The sequence below is a fragment of the Streptomyces sp. DSM 116793 genome (genome assembly GCF_057320905.1).
The window spans coordinates 6816059-6842294 of record NZ_CM170494.1 but is presented as its reverse complement, the minus strand read 5'-3'; the positions used below and the strand labels follow the sequence as shown (position 1 = coordinate 6842294).

The following is a 26236-nucleotide window of genomic DNA, read 5'->3' as shown; positions in this document are numbered from 1 at the left end:
GGGGGTAGCAGTTCATCGAGAACCCTTCGGGTCCAGCGCGTCTCGCACGCCGTCGCCGAAGAGGTTGAAGGCAAGCACGGTGATGAAGATCGCCACGCCGGGGATCACCATGTACATGGGGTCCGAGTCGTAGTAGTCGATCGCATTCGAGAGCATCTGCCCCCAGGAGGCGGTGGGCGGTTTGACGCCCACGCCCAGGAAGCTCAGTGCCGCCTCGGTGAGGATGTTGGTCGGGATCATCATCGTCGTGTACACGATGATGGGCGCGACCAGGTTGGGCAGCAGCTCCTTGAACAGGATGTAGAGCCGCCCGGCGCCGAGACTCCGCGCCGCCTCGACGTACTCGCGCGTGCGCAGTGAGAGCGTCTGTCCGCGCACCACACGCCCGACGTAGGGCCAGCCGAAGAAGCCGATCACCAGGATCATCACGAAGACGCGCACGTTGGTGCCGCTGAGACCCAGCATCTGGCTCGGCATGACGGAGACCAGCGCGATGATGAACAGCAGCTGCGGGAACGCCAGCAGACCGTCCATGACACGGCTGATGATCGAGTCCACCCAGCCGCCGAAGAAGCCGGCCAGGATGCCGAGCACGGTGCCGATGATGACCGCCACCACCGCGGACAGGAAGCCCACGAGGAGCGAGATCCGGGCGCCGTAGACGATCCGCGCGAACACGTCCCGGCCGCTCACCGGCTCCACACCGAAGGGGTGGTCGCCGCTGATGCCGCCCAGCGAGCCCTTGGGCGTCGAGAAGAGCGGGTCGATCAGGTTCTCGTGGTGCGTCTCGGGGTCCTGGCCGACCAGATGCGCGATCACGGGCGCGAGGATCGCGATCAGGATCAGTACCAGGACAACGATGCCACCGGTCAGTGCGAGCTTGTCGCGCTTGAGGCGCTCCCAGGCGATCCGGCCGAGCGACCGGCCCTGGACCGCCTGCTGCGACCCGCCTTTGGCGACCGACGCCTCTTCGGCCGCACTGGGGGCCGCTTCCGCGGTCGGCTCGTGCAATGGTGCCGTCATCGTGCCAGGGACCCCTCTCAACCGGCGGTTACCGGCCCACACATGCCGCTGTGGCGGCCTGATCCGTCCGTTTCGTACGCAGGAGCGACCGCCCCTTGGAGGGGGAGTCTTCATTGCGGTCCTGATCTGTTGCCAGACTTGGCAGGGAATGGATGCCTAACCGTGATGCCGTCTGGGACGTTCCGTTATCCGGACGGGGGAATTCGGGGGTCGGACACCCTACGAACCCGGACAAGCGGCGCAAGTGAGGCGATAAGCCACCCGGTTGTTCACCAAAAGTGAGCAACAGTTACCCGGGATGACATATTTCCCCCCAGTAACATTCACATGACTCACTGTGGCGACCGCTGAGGTCAAGTCATTTTCCCGGCCCGACCGGGTCCCGCGGACCCCTGGGAAGGGCCACCGCAGACGCACGATAGGGGCGCGGGAACTCCGCGACCAGGCCCCCACCGCCGCAAGGTCCGACAACCACCACGGGAGGTCCGGCAACCACCACGGATCGGGGTCTTGTGCCGGCCTCCCCCGGGGGCGCCACAGGCGCCCTGAAGGGGGCGCGGGGCACCGCGCGAGGAACCACCCACCCGCCTCGCCGTACGAATCGGAGACACCTGGCACCGCGCGCCCTCCGAGTGGCACCGCCCCTCCGAGGCGGCGGCGGCTCAGTAGCCGGCCGGCGGCGGATAGCCGTACCCCGCGGTCGGGGCCGGTGGCGAGCCGGGAAGCCCCAGCACACCGGGACCGGGGGCACCGGGACCGGGGACACCGGGGGCTCCCGGAAGCCCCGGGGCGCCCGGCGCACCCGGGCCGCCCGGGGCACCGGGAAGGCCCGCCGCACCGTGCGCCTCCCGGTCGTAGAACGGCCGCGCACACTCCCGCAACCACATCGCCACCGGATCGTGCTCGTCGAAGAGCGCCACCGTCGACACCGACAACCCCTCCGGCACCGCCCCGATGGACTGCTGCATCATCGCCCGCACCGCCTCCACGGCAGGCGGACTGGTGTCGTACACGTCGAGCCCGATGGCCAGGTAGGGGGAGCCCAGCGCCGGCTGCACCCAGGCACGACGCAACGAGCGCACCGCGGGGGTGCGGTGCGCGTGCTGGGTGAGGAGGGCGTAGAACTGCGGGATCTCGATGGTCGGATCGCTCATCCGCAGCGGTCCGGCGGGCTGCCGGTCCAGACCGGTGGCCATCCGCCGCAGGTCGAGCCAGGGGATCCCGACGCCGCCGCCCGGTGCATGCGGATTCAGCCAGAGCCCGTAGTGATCGGGGTAGAGCGCGCGGGCCACCTCCAGGCCGCCCACCACCTCGTACGCCCTGTTCCAGCCGCTTGCGGCCAGCTCCTGGGCGGAGGTGACGCAGGGGGCGTAGCCGAGGCCGTCGACCTGCATGTTCCCGTACTGGGCGTCCGGGGAGCCGGCCTGCCCGTGCCACAGCAGCATGTACACCTGCCCGGTGGCGGGGTCGGCGAGCGCCTGGAGCAGCGCCTCGTAGGCGTCATAGCGCCCGGGCGTCACCTGGCGCAGCATGTGCTCGACCTGCCCGGCCGCTGCCGTGCCCGACGCACTCACCCTTGACCGCTCCTTCGAAGCATCCACTGTGACGCACTGACGTTTCCGGCCGTCCGGACCGCCGCGACCGGGCCGAACCGCACCCGGGGAACCGCGGCGCCCCGCTCCGGCCCGTCCGGGTCATGAAACCAGCTTAAGCGGCACGGTCGGCGACCGACTTGACGCACCCGCGGCCGATACCGCCCCGCTCGCCCGTCCAGAGGCGGGCGGACCGGCCCCCGCGGCGGTGCCCGGCCGCCTCACGGGGCCCACGTGTAGAGCCGGCTCACGGGGCCCACGTGTAGAAGGGGGTGACCTTCTCACGCATCCACTCGGCCACCGGGTCCTGAGTGACGTCCAGCAGGACCAGGTTGACGGGCCAGCGGACCGGGACGCGGCCGAGTGCGCGTCCCAGGGCGGCCAACGGCGCCTCGCGGGCGTCGAACTCCGGTCCCCACTGCTCCGTGCCCCACTGCTCCGTGCCCCACTGCTCCAGGGGGGCGCCGGGCGCCCCGGGGGCCAGTTCGACCCCGATGAACAGGACGGGGTCGTCGCCCTCGATGCTGGCGAGGCAGCGCCGGGCGCTGCGCACGGCGCCCGGGGCCTGCCCGGCGCCCGGCAGGCCGGGGTGGAGGGCGGCGCCGGCGGGTGCCGCGCCGGCGAACTCCTCGGCGGCGGCGGCCAGGAAGTCCACCGGGTCCTCCTGCCAGTCGGGCTCGAAGAGGCGCACCCGGCCACCGCTCGCGGGCCCGTCGAGCGGGGTCCGCCCGGCGCGGCAGAGTTCGGCGACGGCGGGCGGCGGCAGCGGTATGCCGACCGTGCCGTCCGGGTTGACGGCCATGCCCAGCTGCGGCTGGAGCCCGCGGGCGAACTCCACTGCGGGCGCGATGGTGTACGCCATGTGGTCACCGACGATCTGCCGGAACTGCTGCTCAGAACTGAAGACGGGGACGTAGGCCTGGCCGTTCAGTTCCATGGTGGGCAGGTCGAGCGCCGGGGTGTGGGGGCCGCCGCCGTTGGGCAGCGGCACCCACAGGGCGCTGCGGGACAGGACCTCCAGGATGCGGGCGCCCGCCGATGCCGCCCCCGGGGCGCCCAGGGAGGCGGCCAGCACCTCTTCGAGCTCGTTGGCCGGCCAGCCGCTGTGGGGGTGGGTCATGGCCTGTGGCGGTATGTCCATGCTTCTCAATCCTTGCGTCCTGCTTGTGCGCCGGCACCTTTGCCGTGTGCGCAGCCGCTCCCTGCTGCGGCTGGCACCCTAACCCGACGTCAGCCCTCCGGACCGCCTGCGGCGCCCCGCCCTCGTGGCGGGTGGCTCCGTGGTGTGCGGACCTTGCGGCGATCGTGGGTTGCTCGCGTCCACGCGGCAGAGCGCGTATGGACGCGGCCGCGCGCCCTTTCGAAGCGCCTTCGGCCCCCCTCGGTGGGGTGGTACCGGTTGTCTGGGGACCACCAGTCGGTGGTGGGTCGCTCGCGCAGTTCCCCGCGCCCCTTCCCATGCGCCTCCGGCGCCCCCTCAGCGGGGTGGCATCGGTTGTCTGAGGACCACCAGTTAGTCGTGGGTCGCTCGCGCAGTTCCCCGCGCCCCTTTCCGGCGCCTTCGGCGCCCCCAGGGCCCAGTGCCCGGGGCGTGGGAGGTGTCCCCAGGACCAGCCGTGCGACCTGTCGGGGCGCAGCCCCGTCTTGAAGGGGCGCGGGGAACTGCGCGGGCAACCACCCACTGGGCTGGTGGTCCTCAGACAACCGGCACCACCCCATCGAGGGGCGCCGAATGGGCGCAGGGCGCGTCCATGCGGGCTCCGCCGGGTGGGGCGCGAGCGACCGGCGGCCGCGCCGAGGTCCGGAGAACAACCGGCGCACCCCACCGGGGGTGACCCCGGAGGGTCGGCTCACCACCGTGCGGGCACCGCACCGAAGCCGATCGCGCACAGGTCGTCGGCCGCAGCCCGATCCAGGAGAACCGCCGACGCACAGCCCCGCGGCACCCGCCCGGCCGTCAGCCCCCGCACCAGCCTCCCCACCGCCCTGCGATGCCGCAGGAAGGCGTACCGGGAGACCCTGCGGCCCCGCGCCCCCTGCCCGGCCAGGGCCGCACCCGGCGCCACATCGAGCAGCACCAGGTGCAGAGCCGCGGCACGCCGCACCGCCGCACGCGCGAGCCACCACCGCACCCACGCCTGCGTCCCGCAGTCGTGCACGACGACCCCCGCGCCACTGCGCAGCGCGCGGCGCAGCCGCGCATAGTGCGAGACCCGGACCAGAGGCCGGTAGACCGCATACGGCACCCACCGCGGCAGGCGCCGCGCCCACCACTCGCGGGCGTCCTGGGAGTCGATCCGGGGCCCCGGCACCGCCCGCCGCATCAGCGTGGACTTGCCGCTCCCCGGCAGCCCGGAGACCACGACGAGGTCGCCCGCGGCGAACGACAACCGCCGGGGACCGTGGCCGGCACACCCCCGCAGATCCCGCACGACGCCCGGGAAGGGCGCGCCACCCGGAGCGCCACCCGAGGCGGGTGCGGCGCCTGGGGCCGGTGCGGTATCCGGGGCGGACGCGGTGCCCGGCCCGGGGACGGCGCCCGGGGCACCCTGGGCGGGCAGCGCACGGGGCACCTGGAGCAGCGCGCGCCGGGCGCCCCCTCCATCCCCGGCGTGCGCGCCGCGTGCCGTGATCGGACCGTCCACCGTGATCGGCCTCCCCCAAGCTGTCCCGGCCCTCTGTGTCTGTCCGGGCCGGCTGGTACGTGGTCTGCCCGTCGTCAAGTGCAAAGAAACGGTAATGCGACACATGGCGGCACCCCGTCCACAAGCGCGCTCCGCGCGTGTCGCACGGCCCCCACCGATCACACGCGGGCCCTCGCACCCCGAAGGAGGGCCGACCGGCCGCCGTCGCACCGGCCCGAGCCGCACCGCGGCTGCTCACCGAAGCGCCGACGTCGCACCGCGGCCCGTGAACCCGGTTCACCCCACTCGGAGCACGCACTCCCCAGCGCGCCGCGCGATTCGCCTCGCGCCCCCTGACGGGGCACCGGCCACGCCTGCCGGGCGCACCGGCCAAGCCTGCCGGGCTTACCGGCCACGCCTGGGGGCGTGGAGGAGCGCGCGCCGTGCGATGATGTGCGCGCCAACTGCATACCGGCCGCTTGAATCCGCGCGGGAGAGCCTCCGGCCATCGGCCGGGGCGCCGAAGGAGCAAGTCCTCCCTTGAATCTCTCAGGCCCCGTACCGCGCGGGTGAGGCAATTCTGGAAAGCGGGCCGCCCGACCGGCGGCCCCACCCAAGGTGCAAGCCAGGACGCCCGGACGTCTCCTGCGGGACGGGGCTCTCGGCGAACCTCTCAGGTTCCGATGACAGAGGGGGAGGACCGATCTCGTCCGCCCTGTTCTGCCCCCGGGAGCCAGCCATGCCCCATGACGCCCCCCAGTCCCGCCGCACCGCTCTCGACGCGGTGCACCGCTCGCTCGGCGCCACCATGACCGACTTCGCCGGGTGGGACATGCCGCTGCGGTACGGCAGCGAGCGCGACGAGCACCAGGCCGTGCGGACCACCGCCGGTCTCTTCGACCTCTCCCACATGGGCGAGATCACCGTCACCGGGCCGGGCGCCGCCGCCCTGCTCGACCACGCCCTGGTCGGCAACATCGGCGCCCTGAAGCCGGGCCGCGCGCGGTACACGATGATCTGCCGTGCGGACGGCGGCATCCTGGACGACCTGATCGTCTACCACCTCGCCGCCGGCCGGCCGGGCACGGCGCCGCAGCCCGCCACGGGACAGGCGGCCCCCGAGCCCCGGGAGTCCCCCGCGTACCTGGTCGTGGCGAACGCCGCCAACGCCGGAACCGTCCTCGCCGCGCTCACCGAGCGGGCCGCCGGCTTCGACGCGGTGGTGCGCGACGACCGCGACGCCTACGCCCTGCTCGCCGTCCAGGGCCCCGCCTCCCCGGGCATCCTCGCCCCGCTCACCGACGTCCCGCTCGCGGACCTGAAGTACTACACGGGCGCCCCCGGCACCGTCGCCGGCGTCCCCGCGCTGATCGCCCGTACGGGGTACACCGGCGAGGACGGCTTCGAGCTGTTCGTGGCGCCCGGGGACGCCGAGCGCCTCTGGGCGGCGCTCACCGAGGCGGGCACGGGCGCGGGCCTGGTGCCGTGCGGCCTGTCGTGCCGGGACACGCTGCGCCTGGAGGCGGGCATGCCGCTGTACGGGCACGAGCTGAGCACCGCGCTGACGCCCTTCGACGCGGGCCTCGGCCGGGTGGTGAAGTTCGACAAGCCGGGTGACTTCGTGGGGCGCGCCGCGCTCCAGGAGGCGGCCCGGCGCGCCGAGAGCGCCCCGCCCCGCAAGCTCGTCGGGCTGGTCGCCGAGGGCCGCCGGGTGCCGCGCGCGGGCTACGCCGTGGTGGCCGCCGCGGACGGTACGGTGATCGGCGAGGTCACCTCGGGCGCCCCGTCGCCGACGCTGGGCAGGCCGATCGCGATGGCCTACGTCGACGCGGAGCACGCGGCGTCGGGCACGCCGGGCGTGGCGGTCGACATCCGCGGCAGCCATGAGCCGTACGAGGTGGTGGCCCTGCCGTTCTACCAGCGGAAGAAGTGATCCGCGGGCAGCCGGCGGCGCGCTCCCGACCCCGTGCGCTCCCTCGGCCCGCCCCGCGCCCTGTCTCCGCCCGGCGCGACCGTGACCGGGCCCACGCGCCCCGTCTTGCATCGCGAGACGGTCCGTTCATCAGCACTCCCCCGCGTACAGGAGAATTCACCCCATGAGCAACCCCGAGCAGCTTCGCTACAGCAAGGAGCACGAGTGGGTGTCGCCCGCCGAGGACGGCGTGGCGACGATCGGCATCACCGAGTTCGCGGCCAACGCCCTCGGCGACGTCGTCTACGCCCAGCTCCCCGAGGCCGGCTCCACGGTCACCGCGGGCGAGGCCTGCGGCGAGCTGGAGTCGACCAAGTCGGTCAGCGATCTGTACGCGCCGGTCAGCGGCGAGGTCACCGAGATCAACGAAGACGTGGTCGACGACCCCTCGCTGGTGAACTCCGCGCCGTTCGAGGGCGGCTGGCTCTTCAAGGTGCGCGTCACCGAGGAGCCGGACGACCTGCTCTCGGCCGACGAGTACACCGAGTTCTCGGCCGGCTGAGCCCGCCGTCCACCGCCTGCCTCCGCCCGGGTGCCCCGCACCGGCGCCGGGCCGCCCCGCGGGCCGCTCCGGCCTTGGACCGGAGAGAGCCCGGAACACTGCGTTAGGGACCCTGATGACGCCTCACTCGCCCCACTCGCTTCTCGACATACCCCTCCACGAGCTGGACCCGGACGTCGCCGCCGCCGTCGACGCCGAGCTCCGGCGGCAGCAGTCCACCCTGGAGATGATCGCCTCCGAGAACTTCGCCCCGGCGGCCGTCATGGCCGCGCAGGGTTCGGTGCTCACCAACAAGTACGCCGAGGGCTACCCGGGTCGCCGTTACTACGGCGGCTGCGAGCACGTCGACGTGGTCGAGCAGATCGCCATCGACCGTGTGAAGGCGCTGTTCGGCGCCGAGCACGCCAACGTCCAGCCGCACTCGGGTGCCCAGGCCAACGCGGCGGCGATGTTCGCACTGCTGAACCCGGGCGACACGATCATGGGCCTGAACCTGGCGCACGGCGGCCATCTGACCCACGGTATGAAGATCAACTTCTCCGGGAAGCTGTACGACGTGGTCGCCTACCACGTCGACGACGCCACCGGGCAGGTCGACATGGCCGAGGTGGAGCGGCAGGCCAAGGAGGCCAGGCCCAAGCTGATCGTGGCGGGCTGGTCGGCGTATCCGCGGCAGCTCGACTTCGCCGGGTTCCGCCGGATCGCGGACGAGGTCGGCGCCTATCTGATGGTCGACATGGCGCACTTCGCCGGCCTGGTGGCGGCTGGGCTGCACCCGAACCCGGTGCCGCACGCCCACGTGGTGACCACCACCACGCACAAGACGCTCGGTGGCCCGCGCGGCGGTGTGATCCTGTCCACCGCCGAGTTGGCCAAGAAGATCAACAGCGCGGTCTTCCCCGGTCAGCAGGGCGGCCCGCTGGAGCATGTGATCGCCGCGAAGGCGGTCGCCTTCAAGATCGCGGCGAGCGAGGAGTTCAAGGAGCGCCAGCAGCGCACGCTGGAGGGCGCGAAGATCCTGGCCGAGCGCCTGGCCAGGGCGGACGTCACCGAGGCCGGCGTGTCCGTCCTGTCCGGCGGGACGGACGTCCACCTGGTCCTGGTGGACCTGCGCAACAGCGAACTGGACGGCCGGCAGGCCGAGGACCGGCTCCACGAGGTGGGCATCACGGTCAACCGCAACGCGATCCCGAACGACCCGCGGCCTCCGATGGTCACCTCGGGCCTGCGCATCGGCACGCCCGCGCTGGCCACGCGGGGGTTCGCCGCGGAGGACTTCCGTGAGGTCGCGGATGTCATCGCGGAGACGCTGAAGCCGTCGTTCTCCCCGGAGACCCGGGACGCGCTGGCGGCCCGCGTCTCCGCGCTGGCGGCCCGGCACCCGCTGTACCCCGGCCTCGGCGCGTAGCGCCCCGAGGGGGCGCGGTGACCGTCGGCGGCAGCCCCGGTACCGGTTGGGGGCACGAGGCCGTGTCGATGTGCGGCTCCACCGCGTGGGCGTGATCGGCCACCCACCCGCCGGGGGCCCGGTTGCGACCGGGACAGCCACCTTCGGACGGTGACGACCCGACGGACTCGTCGCGGCTTGTCGCGCAGTTCCCCGCGCCCCTATCCGGGGCGCGGCCCCGACTCCCGGGGGCACGGGGCTGTGTCGATATGCGGCTCCCGCCGCGTGAGCGCGCACAACCACCCCACCCGCCGGTGGCCCGGCTGCGACCGGGACAGCCACCTTCGGACGGTGACGACCCAACCGTCTCGTCGTGGAGCGCGCTTCCTCCCGGTTCGTCACCGGTTCCGGTGAAACGTACGCTGTGGTGGGGCGGCGCACCGCCGCCCCACCGTTCGTGTTCCCGGCGGACGACGACGTCCGCCAACCGCAAGGAGTATCCGTGGCCGTCTCGGTCTTCGACCTGTTCTCGATAGGCATCGGGCCGTCCAGCTCGCACACGGTCGGCCCGATGCGGGCCGCCCGGATGTTCGCCCGGCGCCTCGCGGGCGAGGGCCTGCTGCCCGGCACGGCCGGGGTGCGCGCCGAGCTGTACGGCTCGCTGGGCGCCACGGGGCACGGACACGGCACCCCCAAGGCGGTGCTGCTGGGCCTGGAGGGCTGCTCGCCGCGCACCGTGGACGTGGAGAGCGCGGACACCCGCGTGGAGCGGATCCGCGCCGAGCGGCGCATACGGCTGCTGGGCGACCACGAGATCCGTTTCGACGCCGAGAAGGACCTGGTCCTGCACCGCCGCAAGGCGCTGCCGGGCCACGCCAACGGCATGACCCTGTGGGCGTACGACGAAGCGGGCACCGCGCTGCTGGAGAAGACGTACTACTCGGTCGGCGGCGGGTTCGTGGTGGACGAGTCCGCCCTGGGCGCGGACCGCATCAAGCTCGACGACACCGTTCTGAAGTACCCGTTCCGCACCGGTGAGGAGTTGCTGCGGCTCACCCGGGAGACGGGCCTGTCCATCTCCTCGCTGATGCTGGAGAACGAGCGCGCCTGGCGCACCGAGGACGAGGTGCGCGCCGGGCTGCTGGAGATCTGGGCGACCATGCGCGACTGCGTGGCGCGCGGCGTCTCCCGCGAGGGCATCCTGCCGGGCGGCCTCAAGGTGCGCCGCAGGGCGGCGACCCTGGCGCGGCAGCTGCGCGCCGAGGGCGACCCCGCGACACGCGCCATGGAGTGGGTCACGCTGTACGCCATGGCGGTGAACGAGGAGAACGCCGCGGGCGGACGGGTGGTCACCGCGCCCACCAACGGCGCGGCGGGCATCATCCCGGCCGTGCTGCACTACTACCTGGACTTCGTGCCGGGCGCGGACGACGAGGGAGTGGTCCGGTTCCTGCTGGCGGCGGGCGCGATCGGCATGCTCTTCAAGGAGAACGCGTCGATCTCGGGGGCCGAGGTGGGCTGCCAGGGCGAGGTGGGCTCGGCCTGCTCGATGGCGGCCGGGGCGCTGGCCGAGGTGCTGGGCGGCAGTCCGCGGCAGGTGGAGAACGCCGCCGAGATCGGCATGGAGCACAACCTGGGCCTGACCTGCGACCCGGTGGGGGGCCTGGTGCAGATCCCGTGCATCGAGCGGAACGGCATGGCGGCGGTGAAGGCCATCACCGCGGCACGGATGGCGATGCGCGGCGACGGCAGCCACATGGTGTCCCTGGACAAGGTGATCAAGACCATGCGGGACACAGGCGCCGACATGAGCGTCAAGTACAAGGAGACCGCCCGGGGCGGGCTCGCGGTGAACATCATCGAGTGCTGAGCCGGCCCGGCACCCGGTGGGCGGGCACACGGTGTGCCGGAACGGGCCGCCGGGCACGGCCCGGGCACCGAACGCACACCGGACAAGGGTGCACGGAAACACACGGCGCGCACCCGGCGCAGGGGCCACGGCGCACACACAGCGCATGCGCCGCTCAGCGGAGAGCGAAAGTGGAATTGGTCAATACATTTTGCGCTGCTATTTTCAGCCATTTTCTTGGCTCAAAACCGACTCACCTCCTCTTCCGCCGCAGAATCCGACTTATCTTCCGTACGGCGAAAGCTCGCCATTTACGGACGAAGCACGAACAGAGAGGTCCGGTCCTTGAAGGTTCTGTGCACCACACTCGGCAGCCCCTCGCACGGGCGCGCCCAACTCCCCACGCTCCGTTCTCTCAAGGCCGCCGGACACGACGTCCTGGTGGCCACGGCCCCTGATCTCACCGACGTCTTCGAGCCCGACGGCTTCCAGGTGCTGCCCTGCATGCCGACCATCTCGGGTGAGACCAGCCAGAAGGCGTTCAAGGAGACCCTCACCACCTCGGGCCTGCCCACCGAACACCGGCCCCAGCAGGCCGAGTCAGGGCGGAGCCTGCCGCCGCAGGACAAGATCGCGCTCATGCACCAGAAGATCATGCAGGTGATGACGCTGACGCTGGCAGGACCGCTCGCCCTGAGCCTGCGGGAGATCGCCCTGCCCGTCGTCCGCGACTTCGGCCCGGATCTGATCCTGCGCGACGGCCTCGACATGAGCTCCGTCCTGATCTCCGAGGAGACCGGGATCCCGCATGTGGCCACGCCCTCGGGCGCGGGCAACGTGATAGACCCCACGGTGATCCACGCGAGCCTGAACACCGTGCGCGAGAAGCTGGGCCTGCCGCAGCAGGACGACCCGCTGTCGATCGTGCCATACGGCCGTATCGACTACGTGCCGCCCGCCTTCTCCTTCGCACGCCACCTGCCCGCGTCCCTCTCGTACCGGCAGACGCTCCAGGTGGACCAGCGCGCGGTGCTGCCGTCCTGGATCGCCGACCTGCCCACCGACCGTCCGCTGGTGCTCGTCGCCCTCGGCACCGCCCTGCCCATGCGGCACGCCGCGGCGAACTCCGGCACCCCCTCGCCGATGGCCCTCGTGCCCGGTTCCGACCCGGTCGAGACCCTGCGCGAGATCCTCGACGGCGTCGCGCGGCTCGACGACTGCAACGTCATCGTGGCCACCAGCGGGCTGCCGGTCGACCGGACGGACCTGCCCGGCCATGTCCACCTCACCAACCGGGTGCCGCAGCCGCTGCTGCTGGAGTCCGTCGACGTGTTCATCACCCACGGCGGCTTCAACAGCATCCGCGAGTCCCTGCGCACCGCCACGCCCATGGCGGTCTTCCCGCACTTCGGCGACCAGATCCACAACGCCAAACGGGTCGAGGAGCTGGGCCTCGGCCGGGAGATCACCGACCGCACGGCGGACGGCGTCGAAGCCACCTGCCGTGCGATCCTCGGCGATGCCGGTGTCGCCGCCACGACCCGTGCGGCTCGGCTGAGGATGCTGGCCCTGCCGGAGGTCGAGTCCGTCGCCACGGACCTCGAAAACCTCGTCGGGCACGGGGCGCCGGTGGGTGCCACGCCCGGCTCCCAGGTGTAGCCGGGCGCCGGACCGACCCGCTGGAACGGCCGGCCCGCCGCACAGGGCAGGAACCCGCCCCGGCAGCGTGACGCCGCCGGGGCGGGCCCGCTTCCGCGCCGGCGTCGCGGGGCGGGGCGCCGGAGGAACTCAGGAGGCGTTCAGTCCGAGGGTGGAGCCCGTCCCGGCCAGGGACTTGGCGGACTGGTTGGCGGTGCCGGTGAGGGTGGTGTGGCCGTACTGGCTCAGCGGCTTGCCGACCCGCTCGACGACATAGACCGTGTTCGGGTCGGCGTCCAGGGTGAACTCCTTGGCGGTGGTGCGCAGCAGCACCGAGTCGTCGGAGGCCCTGCGGACCTGGATCTCCTCGCCGCCCCACGGGTTGACCACCTGGGTGGTGTTCCCGTAGAGGCTCTTGATGCCGACGTATGCGGTCTCGCCGGCCTCGCGCTCGGAGCTCACCCGGAAGCCGCCGTTCGCCAGCAGGGTGAACTTCCCGGTGAAGCCCGACAGGGACGGCGTCGCGGGGAAGACCCGGATCTTGCCGTTGTACGACTGGAGCAGCGACTCGTTGATCACGTTGAGCTGGACGCCCAGGTACTCGAAGACGCCGTTGGTGTTGCTGGTCATCCCGTTCGGGTAGTTCTGGTACTTGTTCAGCATGGTCTTCATGCCGTCGAAGGCGTCGTCGCCGAGGCCGAGGCGGGCGGCCTGGATGGCGTCGTTGGACCAGACGTTGCCGTACGGGAAGGGCCGGGCCCGCCAGGTGTCGATGGCCTTCTGCTGGTCGGGGTAGCCGATACCGGTCCGGTCGTAGGGCCAGACGAGCTCCGCGGCGACGTTCTCGTTGTTGCGGGTCTGCGCGATCGGTGGGGTGTGCGGCAGGTAGGTGCTGCCGTCGGACGGGTACGCGATCAGGTGGTCCAGGATGTCCTGCCACCGCGGCCTGAGGTCCGCGTCCTGTCCCAGCTGTCGGGAGACGCTGATGGCGATCGGGAAGACGTTGCGCACCGCCGCCAGGTCCGTGATCGCGTCGGGCACGTTCCAGTACGTCTCGTGGGAGTTGGAGTTGGCCACGTAGTACTGGCCCGTCGCGTCGTCGTGGGACAGCATCTGCTGGTAGAACCTCACGACCTCGCGCATGAACGGATAGACGGTGTCCCGCAGATAGCCGGTGTCATTGGTGTACCGGTACTGGAGGTACATGTTGTACGCGGCTTCCGCGCCCGAGGACCAGATGTTCTTGGTGTAGTCGCTGTTCACCGTGCCGCGGGCGTTGCCGTCCCAGCCCATGGTCTCCGGGACCCAGATTCCGTCGACACCGTACCGCTGCTTGGTGAACGCCTTCAGCGCGTCGAAGTTCCGGCTGTAGAGACGGTTGAAGCCGTTCATCAGGTCGGCGTGGTCGGACGCCAGGAAGGAGTTGTAGACGTCGCGCTGGTTCCAGTACCAGTAGGCGTTGCTCCACTTGGTGTCGTCCCCGGTGGAGCGGAAGACGCCGTTGATGAAGTGGAACGGATAGTCGCCGTACCCGCCGGCGGCGATCATATAGGTGCTCAGGTAGTAGACGTTCTCCATGTAGTCCGCCGCGCCGGACTGGTCGGAGTACTGCACGAACGACTTCTGCCAGAACGCGTGCCACCAGTTCCGGTACGCGTCCAGGGTGCGCGCGTAGCCGGCGCTCCTTATCTGACTCAACGCCCTTCTGGCCTGGGCGACTGAGTCGTGGTCAGCAACGTCCTTACGGCTGCTGGTGGTGAACCAGACGGTGTAGCTGTGCGCGGGCGTGATACTCAGCCGTACCGTGCGGCCGTCCACGACCTGTGTGGTGTACGCGGCGCCCTCCACGGTGGCGGCGAGGGTGTAGCCGAAGCCCTGGGGATCGTCCTGGCCGCGGCTGAAGCCCGCGCTGTCCGCGTCGGCGTAGGTCCTGACCGTCTTCCAGGTCTCCAGGTTCGGCACGTCACCGCTGTTGCCCAGCCGGCTGACGTCCCAGAGACCGAGGTCCAGGGTGACCCCGGAGACGTCGCTCCTGCCGTCCTCCACATGGATGCCCATCACCTCGGAGCCGGGCGCGCCCAGCACGGTGACGGTGCGGTCGTCGTCGTAGCGGGTGGTCAGCGTGCCGTCGTAGAGGGAGAGCCGCTGCTCGTAGCGGGAGTAGCCGTCCTCCATGGCGGGCGTGGTCCGCAGGTCGACCAGGCCGCCGCCGAAGGCGCTCTGCTGGGAGTTGTCGACGCCCGACACCTGCATGGTCAGGCCGTTCTGCTGCCAGGCCATGGCGCCCATCCGGCCGTTGCCGACGGTGAGGCCGTACCTGGGGTCGGTGTTGGGCCGGTTGTAGACGATGTCGTGCTTCGAGAGGTAACGGCCGTAGTCCACGTCGAGCGCTCCGGACGCGGTACTGAAGGCGGCGTCGGTGGCCGAGGCGGGGCGGGGTGGGGCGGCCGAGGCGGGGACGCCGGCGCCGGTCGCCGCCACGCAGACCGCGGCGACCAGCGAGGCGACGAGTCTGGGGATTCTCATCGGGGTTACTCCCAGGGGTTGTGAGGGGGGCGGAAACAACCTGGGCGCTCGTTCTGCCCGCGCGGGGCGGCTCTGCGGGGCAGTGAGACGCATCGGAGCAACAGGCAGTTAACATCGGAGGTTTATGGGGGGTCAAGCCTCAGAACACCTATCCAGGAAGTCGGATTCCCATTTCCAAGTGCCGGCGGCCGTGGTGGCGTTCGACCTTCGAGGGGCACTCCCTAATCATCGGATGTCCAGCGGTTTCCAGAAGTGCGGGCCCATCGACACGACATGGAAAGAATGGAGAGTGACAGCCTTCTGTGCCTACGCTCGTCGGACGGCGCGGCAGGGGCGATGAGGGCGGCGTGCGGCGGCACACGGCAGCGCGCGGCGGCCGGGGGGCGTATTCACGGTGGCACGCCCGGGCGCAGAGACGGGGTGCAGGACACCGTGCGGCTTCATCGCCCGGCGGAAAAGGGTCGGCGCGCCGTGTGCAGGGAACGTCCAGAGGCAGAGATATTCGCTCACGCGGTATTCGGAAGGCGGTTGCGCATGCTGCACGGCATCGACGTCAGTTCTTACCAGTCCTCATTCGACACGGACGGCCTCGATTTCGTTTTCGTGAAGGCCACGGAAGGCCGGTCGTACATCAACCCGAAACAGGCGGACCAGGCGAAGAAGGCGCGGGACGCGGGGTGCGTGGTCGGCTTCTACCATTTCCTGTGGCCCGGCAACATCAAGGCACAGGCGGCGTACTTCGTCGAGAAGTGCGCATCGGTCGAGGAGGATCTGCTCGCCGCGGACTGGGAGTACACCGGTGAGGGCACGGCGGCGAGCAATGCCGAGAAGGACGCGTTCATCAGGGAGGTGAAGCGGCTGCGCCCGACACACAGAGTCATGCTGTACTGCAACCGCGACTTCTGGCTGAACCACGACACGACCTCCTACGCGGGAGACGGCCTGTGGATCGCCGACCACGTCACCGCGGGAAAGCCCCGCATCAAGGCCAACTGGACCATTCACCAGTACAGCAGCACCCCGCTCGACAAGAACGTGGCGGATTTCAAGAGCGCGGCGGCCCTGCGGGACTGGGCGACGTCGCTCCAGTAGGGCGAGGCCGGGCGGGCCCGGCAGGGGATGCGACTCGCCCGGCAGGGGGATGGGCTGCCCCGGCAGGAGGAAGGGGGCTCGCCCCGGCAGGAGGGATGCGGCTCGCGGGCGGTGGACCACCCGACGTTAGGCTGCCGACCATGACGTTCACCGGTCTGCTTCCCGAGCCGGCCTCCGCGGCCGGCGCCCTCGCGGCCCCGCCCGCGCCGGTCCTCGACGCCCGAGACGTACAGGTGGTGCGCGACGGCCGGCCCATCCTCCAGGACGTCTCGCTCACCGTGCGGCCGGGCGAGCACTGGGCGCTGCTCGGGCCCAACGGCGCGGGCAAGACCACCCTGCTCAGCCTGCTGGGCGCCCTGGTGCACCCCACTCAGGGCAGTGTGCGGGTGCTGGGCAGGACACTGGGCCGGGTCGACCTGCGCGAGCTGCGCTCGTATGTCGGCCATGTCAATCCGCGCCATCCGCTGCGCTCGCCGCTCCCGGTCCGCGAGGTGGTGCTGACCGGTCTGACGAACACGGTGGAGCGGCTGCCGCGCTGGCGCCCGACGCCGGAGCAGGAGCAGCGGGCCGACCGCCTCATCGCCACGCTGGGCCTCGGCGCCCGCGCGGCGGCCCGCTGGCCGACGCTCTCCCAGGGCGAGCGCGGCCGGGCACTGATCGCCCGCGCCCTGATGCCCAGCCCCCGTCTGCTGCTCCTCGACGAGCCGGCCACCGGCCTGGACGTGGCGGGCCGCGAGCAGCTCATCGACAGCCTCGACTCCCTCGCCGCGGCCCATCCCGCCCTGGCATCGGTCCTGGTCACGCACCACCTGGAGGAACTCCCGGCCGGCACCACCCACGCCATGCTGCTCCGCGACGGCCGCACCCTCTCGTCCGGGCCGGTCACCGAGGTACTCACCAGCGACCAGGTCAGCGCCTGCTTCGCCCACCCCGTCCGCCTCACCCGCCACGACGGCCGCTGGACGGTACGGGCCAGGCGCGTGGAGAGCGGGGCATGAGGACGGGTACGGAGAACCCATCCGGTACCGCGGGCGATGCAAGGCCGTCCGGCGGGGCGATGAACGCGTGTCCGGCGGCCGATGAATGCCGGTCCGGGAAGCGATGAAGCCGGTCCGGCGCCTGAGGACGAGCCCGAAGGCCGACGAAAGCCCGTCCGGCGCCTGAGGACGAGCCCGAAGGCCGACGAAAGCCCGTCCGGCGCCTGAGGACGACACCCGGACGGGCTCACCGCCGAACCAGGACGGTCCCTTACGACTTGTTCAGGTTCGCCCAGAACTCGTCGAACGACAACAACTTGTCCCCGTTGGCGTCCTGCGCCGAAATCACGGCCTCGGCCACGGACTCGGTGACATGGAAGTCCCCCATCTGCGCCATCGCACTCTTGTACTCGGCCGCCGTGACGAACCCGTCCCCATCCGCGTCGAACCGCTCGAACGCCTTGCGTGCCGCCTCGATGTCCGCCACCGGGATCTCCGCCCCTTCTCACTGCCTGGACTGCTGTCCGAGCCAGGTTAGCGGCCGAGTTGGTGGCGGAGTGCGGCGGCCACCCAGGCGAACTCCTCGCGGTGGTCGGGGACGGGAGGCCGGCCGGCCACCCTGGCGAGCAGTTCCCGGTAGCGGGCGGCATCCGCGTCCGTGCCGGCCTCCAGGCGCTCCAGGACGGCGGCCCGGTCGCCGTCCGCGCCGAGGAGCTCGTCCAGGACGGCGGCGGCCTCCGGGCTCTCCGGTGCGATACCGCGCTGCCGTGCCCCACCGGCGAGCTGGATCAGGCGCTTGGCGAACCAGACGGAGGCGCCGGGCGGGGTGTCCTCGGTGCGGCCCTGCGCGTTGAACGCGATCATGCGCCGCATCATGGCCCTGAACTGCGGGTCCTGCATGAGTTCCGCCAGCTCGACCCAGGCGTCCACCTGCTCGGGCGTGGGGTCGTCGGGAAGGTCCACGGAGGTCCGGCGCATCCGTTCGCGGATGTCGGGGTCGACGGTGTCCAGGTCCCGGAAGGTTTCGCTGACGAAGTCGTCGATGATCCGCTGCCGCTCGGCGGCGGAGAGCCGGGCGAGTCTGTTCATCAGTGTCATCTCCTCCGCGGTCGAACCGCGTTGTGCGACGGTGGACAGCACGGCCCGGGTGATCCGCAGGCTCCGGATCTGCGCGTCGAGCGCCGCCACATGGGCGTCCGCGACCTGCGCGACCGTCACCTCGCCGGCCAGCACCCTGCGCACGTCGGCGAGCGGCAGATCCAGCTGGCGGAGGGTGCGGACGAGTTCGAGGCGGGCGACGGACGCGGCGTCGTACAGCCGGTAGCCGCCCTCCGACCTGGCGACGGGCGGCAGGGCGCCCTCGTCGGACCAGTAGCGGATGGTGCGCACCGGCAGTCCGGTGCGCCGGGCGAGCTGCCCGATGGTGAGCAGCTGCGTGCCGTCATCGATCATGCTGAGGAGTCTGGGCCCTCCAGCCGGTGGAGACTCAAGCCCCACGGTGCCCCGCGTCAGCGGAAGACGCCGGTGTGGCCGAGCGAGTAGCGCCCCGGCTGCGGGTAGACGGCGAGGCCGTGCGGTCCGCTGCCGACGGGGATCCTGGCGAGCTGGGCGCCGGTGCCGGTGTCGATGGCGTACACCTCGGAGTCGTAGCGCCCGGACAGCCAGAGCACCTTGCCGTCCGCGGAGACGCCGCCCATGTCGGGGCTGCCGCCGTCCGGGAGCCGCCACTTCCCGGTGAGCCTGTGCTGCCGGAAGTCGAACAGGGAGATGGTGCCCTCGCCGCGGTTGGTGATGTACATCCGCCTGGAGTCGCGGCTGACGTAGAGACCGTGGGCGCCCTGGCCGGTGGGCAGCAGGGTGGGCTTGCCGAAGGTTCTGCCGTCCAGGATCCAGACGCCGTCCGCCTCCATGTCGGCGACGTAGAAGGCGCCGCCGTCCGGTGCGATCTTGACGTCCTGGGGCATCGCCCCCTCCAGCGGCAGCCGCTGCTGGCCGACGACGGCCATCCGCGCGGTGTCGACCTTGAGCAGCTCGCCCGAGAACTCGCAGGAGACGATGAAGTACCTGCCGTCCGGGGAGAAGTCGGCGTGGTTCACGCCGGCGCAGGTCACCGGCACGGTCTTCCTGACCGCCATGGTGTGCGCGTCCCGGAAGACCAGCTCGCGGTCGCGCGAGGCCATCACGACGGCGTACTTGCCGTCAGGCGTGAAGTAGAGGTTGTAGGGGTCGTGCACGTCGACGGGCTGCCCCGCCTTGCCGGTCTTCGGGTCGATGGGAGTGAGGGAGTTGCCCAGGTCGTTGTTGACCCAGAGTGTCCTGAGGTCCCAGGAGGGCACGACGTGCTGGGGCTGCTCGCCGACCTTGATGGTCTCGGTGACGCGGAACGTCGCGGGGTCGATGACCGAGACGGTGTTGGAGTTGGTGTTGGGCACGTAGACCCGGGTCGGGAAGTCCCGCACCACGGGCGAGAGCCTGTTCGGACGATCGGCGGCGTACACGTCCTTCGGGTCGAGCAGCGGAGGCATGCCGGGCAGCCCGTCCACGGGCGCGGGGGCCGCGGACGTGCGGGCGGCCGCCGGGGTCGGCGTGGCGGAACCGCGCTCCTTGGTGCCCTTCTCGCCGGAGGACGTGCCGCAGCCCGCGAGGGCGGCGAGCAGGGTGCAGCCCAGCAGGGCGCCGACGCGTCTGATGAAGGATCGGTACACATACAGCAGATTCACCCCGAACGCTCCGCTCGGCGAGATGTGTTCCGGCATCGGTGTCATGCCCGACGTCGCCCGACGGCAATCCGGCGGCGCCCGACACGCCGGGGCGGCGGATGGCGATCGATCCGAAACCGGGCCATCGACCGGGCTTTCGCAGGCAAGTGGCGTATCTCACCTGGGATTGCACGCACGTCTTGGGGCTTGCGCCCCGCATTGCGTGAATGGTTCTTTTGGCGCAACGGGCATGGCCTGCCATAGTCGAAGACAGCGCCGCCACCCACGCGGTGGCGCTCCGCAGACGGCCGCGGCTCACCATCCCCCGAGAGCCGCGGCACCCCGACAGCAGCCCCCGCGCGCCCCAAGAAGGCGAGCGGGGGCTGCTGCGTTCGCCGGCACACCGGCACACCGGCACGCGCCGGCAACCGTCAGCGTTCCGGGAGGCGCATCTCGAACCAGGTGGCCTTGCCGTGCGGTTCCAGGTCGACGCCCCAGCGGTCGGAGAGCTGGTCCACCAGGAACAGCCCCCGGCCCGAGACGTCCAGCTCGTGCACGGGCATCAGGCAGGGCAGGCCGCGCGAGGGGTCGCGCAGCTCCACCCGCAGACAGCCCCGGCCACGCAGCAGCCGCATGCGCAGCCCGAAGCACCGTGCGCCGGTGTGCCGGACGGCGTTGCCCACCAGCTCGGAGACGAGCAGCACCGTCTCCTCGGTGACCTTCGGGCCGAGGCCCCACTGGCGCAGCACGACCACCTGGGCGAGCCGGCGGGCCGTGGCCGCGGACTCCGGACGCGACGGCAGCCGCACCTCCGTCTCGGCGGGGTTGCCGAACAGCTCCAGCGCCTCAAGCGCCCGTTCGTCCTCGACCGCCGGTGACCAGCGTGCCGCGGTCGCACTCGCGTGCCGCCGCGGCTGTTCGACACCCTCCAGCCCCGCCATGCCCCCATCATGGCCGCCCGGAGCACCCTCCGGGGCCGTTCGCGGGAATCACCCCGGAGCAGTCCACCGCGAACGGGTAGTCATACAGCATGTGCCAGCGACATACGGAGTCCCGAATCGCGGCCACTGACCTGCTGTTACCGTATGCGTTCGGAATGTGACCGAGCGCGCTCGTGGCGCTTCGGGCATGTCTCCCGTAACCGGATCGGATAACCCGAAAGAGGCATTCAGCTGAACTGTGCCTTGCCCGGGCCCTCCTCGACGAAGCTGCGCATACCGCGCGCGCGGTCCTCGGTGGCGAACAGGCCCGCGAACCAGTTGCGCTCGATGGCGAGACCGGTGTCGATGTCCGTCTCCAGGCCGCGGTCCACGGCCTCCTTGGCGGCGCGCAGCGCGAGCGCCGGGCCCTTGGCGAGCCCGGCCGCCCAGGCGTGCGCCTGTTCGAGCACCTCGCCAGCGGGCGCCACCCGGTCCACCAGGCCGATCGCGAGCGCCTCGGCGGCGCGCACATGACGGCCCGTGAAGATCAGGTCCTTGGCGCGCGAGGGGCCGATCAGCCGGGCGAGGCGCTGGGTGCCGCCGGCGCCCGGGATCAGGCCGAGCAGGATCTCGGGCTGCCCCAGCCGCGCGTCCTCGGCGGCGATGCGGTAGTCGGCACAGAGCGCCAGCTCGCAGCCGCCGCCGAGGGCGTAGCCGGTGACCGCGGCGACCACCGGCTTGGGGATCCGGGCGACCGCGGTGAAGGAGTCCTGCAGGGCACGGGAGCGGACGACCATCGCCGCGTGGTCCATCCCCTGCATCTCCTTGATGTCCGCGCCGGCCGCGAAGACCTTCTCGCCGCCGTGGATCACCACGGCGCGGATGTCCGCGCGGTCGGTGATCTCCTCGGCCAGTTCCTTCAGCCGGTCCTGCATGGCGGTGTCCAGCGCGTTCATGGGCGGCCGGTCGAGGCGCAGCACGCCGACCGCGTCGGCGACTTCGAGATGCACAGTCATGCAGAGCAGGTTAGCGGCGGTTAACGGCGGCGGGGGCCGGGGCCCCGGCGAGTGCGCGGGCCCGGGCGAGGGCCGGGCCGGGGGTGAGGTCGCGCCGGGGGCCGGGGCGAGCGGGCGCCGGGCCGCGGTTGGGGACCGTGCCCCGTGCCTCGGACCCCGTGCCCCGTGCCTCGGACCCCGTGCCCCGTGCCTCGGACCCCGTGCCCCGTGCCTCGGGTGGGGCATGCCGTACCCGCGGGCGCGGCGCGGCATGCCCACGCCATGGGCCGCTTCGCTCCGTGGGCTACTTCGTCCAGTCCGCCCAGGACATGTTCCAGCCGTTGAGACCGTTGTCCGGCTGGATCTGCTTGTCCTTGGAGTTCTTGACGATGACGACGTCGCCGATGAGGGAGTGGTCGTAGAACCAGGCGGCCGGCTGCTTCTTGTCCCAGGCGCCCTTGACGTCCTTCAGGCCCACGCAGCCGTGGCTGGCGTTGTAGTTCCCGAAGGCGCCGCCCGCCCAGTAGTTGCCGTGGATGAAGGTGCCGGAGGTGGACAGGCGCATGGCGTGCGGCACGTCCTTGATGTCGTACTCGCCGCCGAAGCCGACCGTCTCGCCGTTCATCCTGGTCACCCGGTACTTCTCGCTGATCACCAGCTGGCCGTTGTAGGTGGTGTGGCCGGGGCCGCCCGCGGTGATCGGGATCTTCCTGAGGACCTTGCCGTCCCGCTCGACGGTCATCATGTGCTTCTTGGCGTCGACCGTGGAGACCTGGGCGCGGCCTATGGTGAACGTCACCGACTTGGCCTGGGTCCCGTACACGCCCGGCCGGCCCTCCACGCCGTCGAGGTCGAGCGTGGCGGTGACCTTGGTGCCGGGCTTCCAGTAGTGCTCGGGGCGGAAGTCGAGGCGGTCGTTGCCGAACCAGTGGCCCTTGACGGGCACGGCCGGCTCGGTGCTGATCCGGATGTTCTTCCGGACGTCCTCCGGGTGCGTGATGCCGCGGGTGAAGTGCAGCGAGAAGGGCATGCCGACGCCTACCTCGGAGCCGTCCTCCGGGGTGAAGATCCCGACGAAGGTGTTCTCGGGCTTCAGGGTGGTGAAGGTGGACTTCCGCGAGGTCGCGCGGCCCTCCGGGTTCTTGGCGCTGGCCTGGACGGTGTAGGTGGTGTCCGAGGCCAGGTGGCCCTCGGGGCGCCAGCTCCTGCCGTCGCCCGCCAGGGCGCCGTCGACGGGGTGGCCCTCGGCGTCCCGCACCTTGACGTCGGTGAGCCGGCCGCCGGTCGCGGTGACCTCGAGGGCGCCGGTGGTGTCCACGGCGGCCGCGCCGTCCTTCGGGCTGATCGTCACGACGGCGTTCGGCACGGGCGGCTTGCCGGCGTCCTTGGCGTTCTTGTCGCCGTCCCCGGAGTCCCCGCCCCCGCAGGCGGTGACCAGCAGCAGCGCGGTGCCGAGCAGCAGGGCCCAGGGGCCGGTGCGGCTCCGGCGCCCGAGTCGTCGGCGGGCGCCCCGCCGCGCGCCCGCCGATGCCCCCGTTGTCGGTCGCCCCTCCACGATGAATCTCCCCTCGCCCGCCTGACCAGACTCACTCCCCGCGCATGCCGCGCACTTGGCCGTCAATTAATCACATCGGCCTGCTTCGAGGCTCCCCGCGATGGTCACCGTTCAGTCTCAACAGGGGAGTTGAGAGGTTCGCCGTGCGCCGACGGGTTGTGCGGCTCGCGCCCCCTTCCGGGGCGCCGAGGTGGCCCCGCACGGCCGGCGGCACTCACCGGGGGCGCGGGGAGTGCGCGAGCGACCCACCGGCGGCGGAGTACCCGCACGGAAGGGATGCCCCCTCTGCGCCGGGGTCCGTGGGAAACGGGCGCGGGCGCGCGCCGGGGCGCCGCGGGGTTCACGCGAGCCGGGGGGCGGATGCCCGGGTGGCCTCTGCCTGTCAGGCCGAGCCCGCGCGCCACTGGCGCCAGCTCATGTTCCAGCCGCTGAGCCCGTTGCCGGGGTCGACGAGGCGGTCGGCGGAGTTCACCACCTCGATCACGTCCCCGACGAGGCTGCGCTCGAAGAACCATCCCGCCGGCGTGCTGGAGCTTCCCCCCTTCACATCGCGCAGCCCCACACAGCCGTGGCTGACGTTGTCGGTGCCGAAGACACCCTGGGCCCAGTAGTTGCCGTGCAGGAACGTGCCGGAGGATGTGAGCCGCATGGCGTGCGGCACATCGGGGATGTCGTACTCGCCGCCGAAGCCGACCGTGCGGCCGTTCATGCGGGTGACCGCCAGCATCTCGCTGACCACCATCTTGCCGTTGTACGTGGTGGTCTTCGGGGCGCCGGCGGTGATGGGCAGCGTGCCGATGAGCCGTCCGTCGCGGCGGACCTGCATGGTGTGCGCGGCGGCGTCGACCCGGCTCACCTGGCTGCGGCCCACCGTGAAGGTGATCGTCTTGTGCTGGAGCCCGTAGACGCCCGGCGACGCCGCCACGTCCCGCAACCGCAGCTCCACCCTGACCCGCGTACCGGGTTTCCAGTAGTGCTCGGGCCGGAAGTCGAGGCGGTCGTCGCCGAACCAGTGCGGGGCCACCGGCACCGCGGGACGGGCCACCACTCGGACCGCGCGCTGCACGGCCGCCCTGTCGCGGATCGGGCGGTTGAACTCCAGCGAGACGATCATTCCCGTGCCGACCGTGGCGCCGTTCTGCGGGGTGACGTAGCCGATGAAGCGGTGGTCCGGGACGAGGGTGCGGAAGGAGACGTGCCGGGCCGCCCGGCGACCGTGGCCGTCCAACGCCACGGCGTCGACGGTGTACCGCGCGGCCGCCGCCAGCCTGCCGCTCCCCGTGGGCCGCCAGGACAGGCCGTCCGCGGCGACCCGGCCGGGCACCGGGAACCGCTGGGCGTCCTGGTACCGCACGACCCGTACCGACTCCAGCCGCCCGCTCCGCACCCGTACGCCGATCCGCCGGCCCAGCGCGACCTTCCTGCTGCCGTCGGCCGGCGTGACCGCGATGGCCTGGGCGGCCGAACGCGGCTTGCCGAACAGTTCGCCCGCGCCGCATCCGGCGGCGAAGACCAGCAGTCCGGCCCCGCCGAGCACGGCCGCCAGTACGACTCCTGCGCGCGGCGCGCGCCTCACTACGCGAATGACTACGCGAATCACGCCTGACCCAACGACGGGCGCCCCCGGGGGAAACGTGGGTGCCCCCCATGTGCCCGGCCGGACCACCGAAGAGGGCGACACCCGCTCGGCCCAGCCCGGCCCCGAGCCCCGGGCCGCACCGCCCCGGGGGTGGGCTCATCCGCCCGCCGCGCCCAGGATGCCCCGGTCGTAGGCCACCGCCACCGCCGCGGCACGGTCGCTGACGTCGAGTTTCGCGTAGATATGCGTGAGGTGGGTCTTGACGGTGGCCTCGCTGATGAACAGGACACGGGCGATCTCGCGGTTGGAGGTGCCCTTGGCCACCAGGGCGAGCACTTCGCGCTCCCGGGCGGAGAGCGTCCCGTTCCCCGGGGCCGGCGACGGCGCGCGGACCGCGGACACCAGCCGGGAGGCGATCGCGGGCGAGAGCACCGTCCGGCCCTCCGCGGCCGCCCTGACGGCGGTGAACAACTCCTCGCGCGGGGCGTCCTTCAGCAGGTAGCCGGTGGCACCCGCCTCGATCGCGGGGATGGTGTCGGAGTCGGTGTCGTAGGTGGTGAGCACCAGCACCCTGGCGCGCGCACCCCTGCGGGCGAGTTCCTTTATGGCGTCGACACCACCGCCGCCCGGCATCCGCAGATCCATCAGGACGACATCCGGGTCGAGACTCTCGACGAGGTCGACCGCCACCGTGCCGTTCTCCGCCTCGCCCAGCACGGTGAAGTCCGACACCGACTCGAACATGCCGCGCAGGCCGTTCCGTACGACCGGGTGGTCGTCCACGATGAGCAGACTGATCGCCGCGACGGGCTCCGGGGTGCGGGGGCCCGGCGGCACCCCGACGCCCGTGCTCTTCCGTCCCGGTGGCGGCGCCGTGCCGGGGCCGGCGGCCGATGGCACGGGTGCCCGGGCGTCCACCGCGGGTGGGGCGGTCGCCCCTGCGGGGCCCGCCGCGCGGTGGCCGGTCCCCCGGGCCGGGCCCGCGGCGGGTGCGGCGGCTGTCTGCGCGGGGATCAGGGCCCCCCGCCCCCGGCCGGGGGTCGCGGCCGGTGGCCCGGGCTGCTGTGGCAGGGTCCGTCGGGGCGGTACGGCGTCGGGTCCCGTGGCGGCCGCTGGACGGGGGCCCGCCGGGTCGTGCGCCACCGGACGTGCGCCCGTCGGGCCGTCCGCGACCGGACGTGCGCCCGTCGGGTCGTCCGCCGCCGGACGCGCACCTGCCGGGCCGTCCACCGCATCGCCGCTCCCCCGGCCGCCGGTGCCGCGCGGGGCGCCGGCGGCCGGGCCGCCCCCCGGGCCCTGCTCGCGA

General features: G+C 72.0%; 20 protein-coding genes and 1 riboswitch. Of the genes, 7 read left to right on the top strand and 13 right to left on the bottom strand.

Annotation, left to right across the window (positions count from 1 at the left end; genetic code table 11):
- Nucleotides 1-12: 12 nt before the first annotated feature.
- The 4 genes from ACSMXW_RS26920 to ACSMXW_RS26905 form a co-directional block, all read right to left on the bottom strand.
- Nucleotides 13-1023 carry an ABC transporter permease gene (locus ACSMXW_RS26920; protein WP_485800033.1) on the bottom strand — a complete coding sequence of 337 codons (1011 nt, stop codon included), beginning with the start codon at nt 1021-1023 and terminating at the stop codon, nt 13-15.
- A 662-nt stretch (nt 1024-1685) separates the two neighbouring features.
- Nucleotides 1686-2597 (bottom strand): enhanced serine sensitivity protein SseB C-terminal domain-containing protein, encoded by a 912-nt coding sequence (locus ACSMXW_RS26915; protein WP_485800032.1) that lies wholly within the window; start codon nt 2595-2597, stop codon nt 1686-1688.
- A 265-nt stretch (nt 2598-2862) separates the two neighbouring features.
- Nucleotides 2863-3756, bottom strand: a complete 894-nt coding sequence (locus ACSMXW_RS26910; protein WP_485800031.1) for an enhanced serine sensitivity protein SseB C-terminal domain-containing protein — start codon at nt 3754-3756, stop codon at nt 2863-2865.
- A gap of 709 nt (nt 3757-4465) precedes the next feature.
- Nucleotides 4466-5176, bottom strand: a complete 711-nt coding sequence (locus ACSMXW_RS26905; protein WP_485808334.1) for an AAA family ATPase — start codon at nt 5174-5176, stop codon at nt 4466-4468.
- A 543-nt stretch (nt 5177-5719) separates the two neighbouring features.
- Nucleotides 5720-5813, top strand: a riboswitch (glycine riboswitch).
- Nucleotides 5814-5978: 165 nt separating this feature from the next.
- On the opposite strand from ACSMXW_RS26905, the gene gcvT reads away from it, so the two are divergent.
- From gcvT to ACSMXW_RS26880, 5 genes are all read left to right on the top strand, one after another.
- Entirely contained in the window at nt 5979-7172 is a 1194-nt protein-coding gene (gcvT, locus tag ACSMXW_RS26900; RefSeq protein WP_485800030.1) for a glycine cleavage system aminomethyltransferase GcvT, read from the top strand.
- 163 nt (nt 7173-7335) lie between these two features.
- Nucleotides 7336-7713, top strand: coding sequence for a glycine cleavage system protein GcvH (gene gcvH, locus ACSMXW_RS26895; protein WP_485800029.1), 378 nt, complete (start codon nt 7336-7338; stop codon nt 7711-7713).
- Between the two features lie 115 nt (nt 7714-7828).
- Nucleotides 7829-9121, top strand: coding sequence for a serine hydroxymethyltransferase (gene glyA / locus ACSMXW_RS26890; RefSeq protein WP_485800028.1), 1293 nt, complete (start codon nt 7829-7831; stop codon nt 9119-9121).
- Between the two features lie 481 nt (nt 9122-9602).
- Nucleotides 9603-10970: an L-serine ammonia-lyase gene (locus ACSMXW_RS26885; protein WP_485800027.1), complete on the top strand. Its 1368-nt coding sequence runs from the start codon at nt 9603-9605 to the stop codon at nt 10968-10970.
- A 324-nt stretch (nt 10971-11294) separates the two neighbouring features.
- A complete protein-coding gene (locus ACSMXW_RS26880) occupies nt 11295-12608 on the top strand; it encodes a glycosyltransferase (RefSeq protein WP_485800025.1) in 1314 nt (437 codons plus the stop codon).
- Between the two features lie 129 nt (nt 12609-12737).
- Here the strand turns inward: ACSMXW_RS26880 and ACSMXW_RS26875 are convergent, their stop codons facing one another.
- Complete coding sequence (locus ACSMXW_RS26875; RefSeq protein ID WP_485800023.1) at nt 12738-15113, bottom strand: glycosyl hydrolase family 95 catalytic domain-containing protein; 2376 nt, start codon at nt 15111-15113, stop codon at nt 12738-12740.
- A 534-nt stretch (nt 15114-15647) separates the two neighbouring features.
- Here ACSMXW_RS26875 and ACSMXW_RS26870 point away from each other — a divergent pair.
- Together ACSMXW_RS26870 and ACSMXW_RS26865 are read left to right on the top strand one after the other, a co-directional pair.
- Nucleotides 15648-16205 (top strand): GH25 family lysozyme, encoded by a 558-nt coding sequence (locus tag ACSMXW_RS26870; RefSeq protein WP_485800021.1) that lies wholly within the window; start codon nt 15648-15650, stop codon nt 16203-16205.
- Between the two features lie 140 nt (nt 16206-16345).
- The gene (locus ACSMXW_RS26865) at nt 16346-17203 is read left to right on the top strand and encodes an ABC transporter ATP-binding protein (protein WP_485800019.1); all 858 of its coding nucleotides are present in this window, start codon (nt 16346-16348) and stop codon (nt 17201-17203) included.
- A gap of 250 nt (nt 17204-17453) precedes the next feature.
- Here ACSMXW_RS26865 and ACSMXW_RS26860 read toward each other — a convergent pair whose 3' ends face one another.
- From ACSMXW_RS26860 to ACSMXW_RS26825, 8 genes are all read right to left on the bottom strand, one after another.
- The gene (locus ACSMXW_RS26860) at nt 17454-17669 is read right to left on the bottom strand and encodes an EF-hand domain-containing protein (RefSeq protein ID WP_485800017.1); all 216 of its coding nucleotides are present in this window, start codon (nt 17667-17669) and stop codon (nt 17454-17456) included.
- A 47-nt stretch (nt 17670-17716) separates the two neighbouring features.
- On the bottom strand, nt 17717-18634 hold the full coding sequence (locus ACSMXW_RS26855; protein ID WP_485800016.1) for a helix-turn-helix domain-containing protein: 918 nt from the start codon (nt 18632-18634) through the stop codon (nt 17717-17719).
- A gap of 56 nt (nt 18635-18690) precedes the next feature.
- Nucleotides 18691-19896 carry a YncE family protein gene (locus ACSMXW_RS26850; protein WP_485808333.1) on the bottom strand — a complete coding sequence of 402 codons (1206 nt, stop codon included), beginning with the start codon at nt 19894-19896 and terminating at the stop codon, nt 18691-18693.
- Nucleotides 19897-20312: 416 nt separating this feature from the next.
- Nucleotides 20313-20822: an ATP-binding protein gene (locus ACSMXW_RS26845; protein WP_485800014.1), complete on the bottom strand. Its 510-nt coding sequence runs from the start codon at nt 20820-20822 to the stop codon at nt 20313-20315.
- A gap of 227 nt (nt 20823-21049) precedes the next feature.
- Entirely contained in the window at nt 21050-21817 is a 768-nt protein-coding gene (locus tag ACSMXW_RS26840; RefSeq protein ID WP_485800013.1) for an enoyl-CoA hydratase/isomerase family protein, read from the bottom strand.
- A 283-nt stretch (nt 21818-22100) separates the two neighbouring features.
- Nucleotides 22101-23351: a L,D-transpeptidase gene (locus ACSMXW_RS26835; protein WP_485800012.1), complete on the bottom strand. Its 1251-nt coding sequence runs from the start codon at nt 23349-23351 to the stop codon at nt 22101-22103.
- 382 nt (nt 23352-23733) lie between these two features.
- Entirely contained in the window at nt 23734-24897 is a 1164-nt protein-coding gene (locus tag ACSMXW_RS26830) for a L,D-transpeptidase (protein WP_485808331.1), read from the bottom strand.
- Between the two features lie 189 nt (nt 24898-25086).
- Nucleotides 25087-25728, bottom strand: a complete 642-nt coding sequence (locus tag ACSMXW_RS26825) for a response regulator (protein WP_485808329.1) — start codon at nt 25726-25728, stop codon at nt 25087-25089.
- Nucleotides 25729-26236 lie beyond the last annotated feature (508 nt).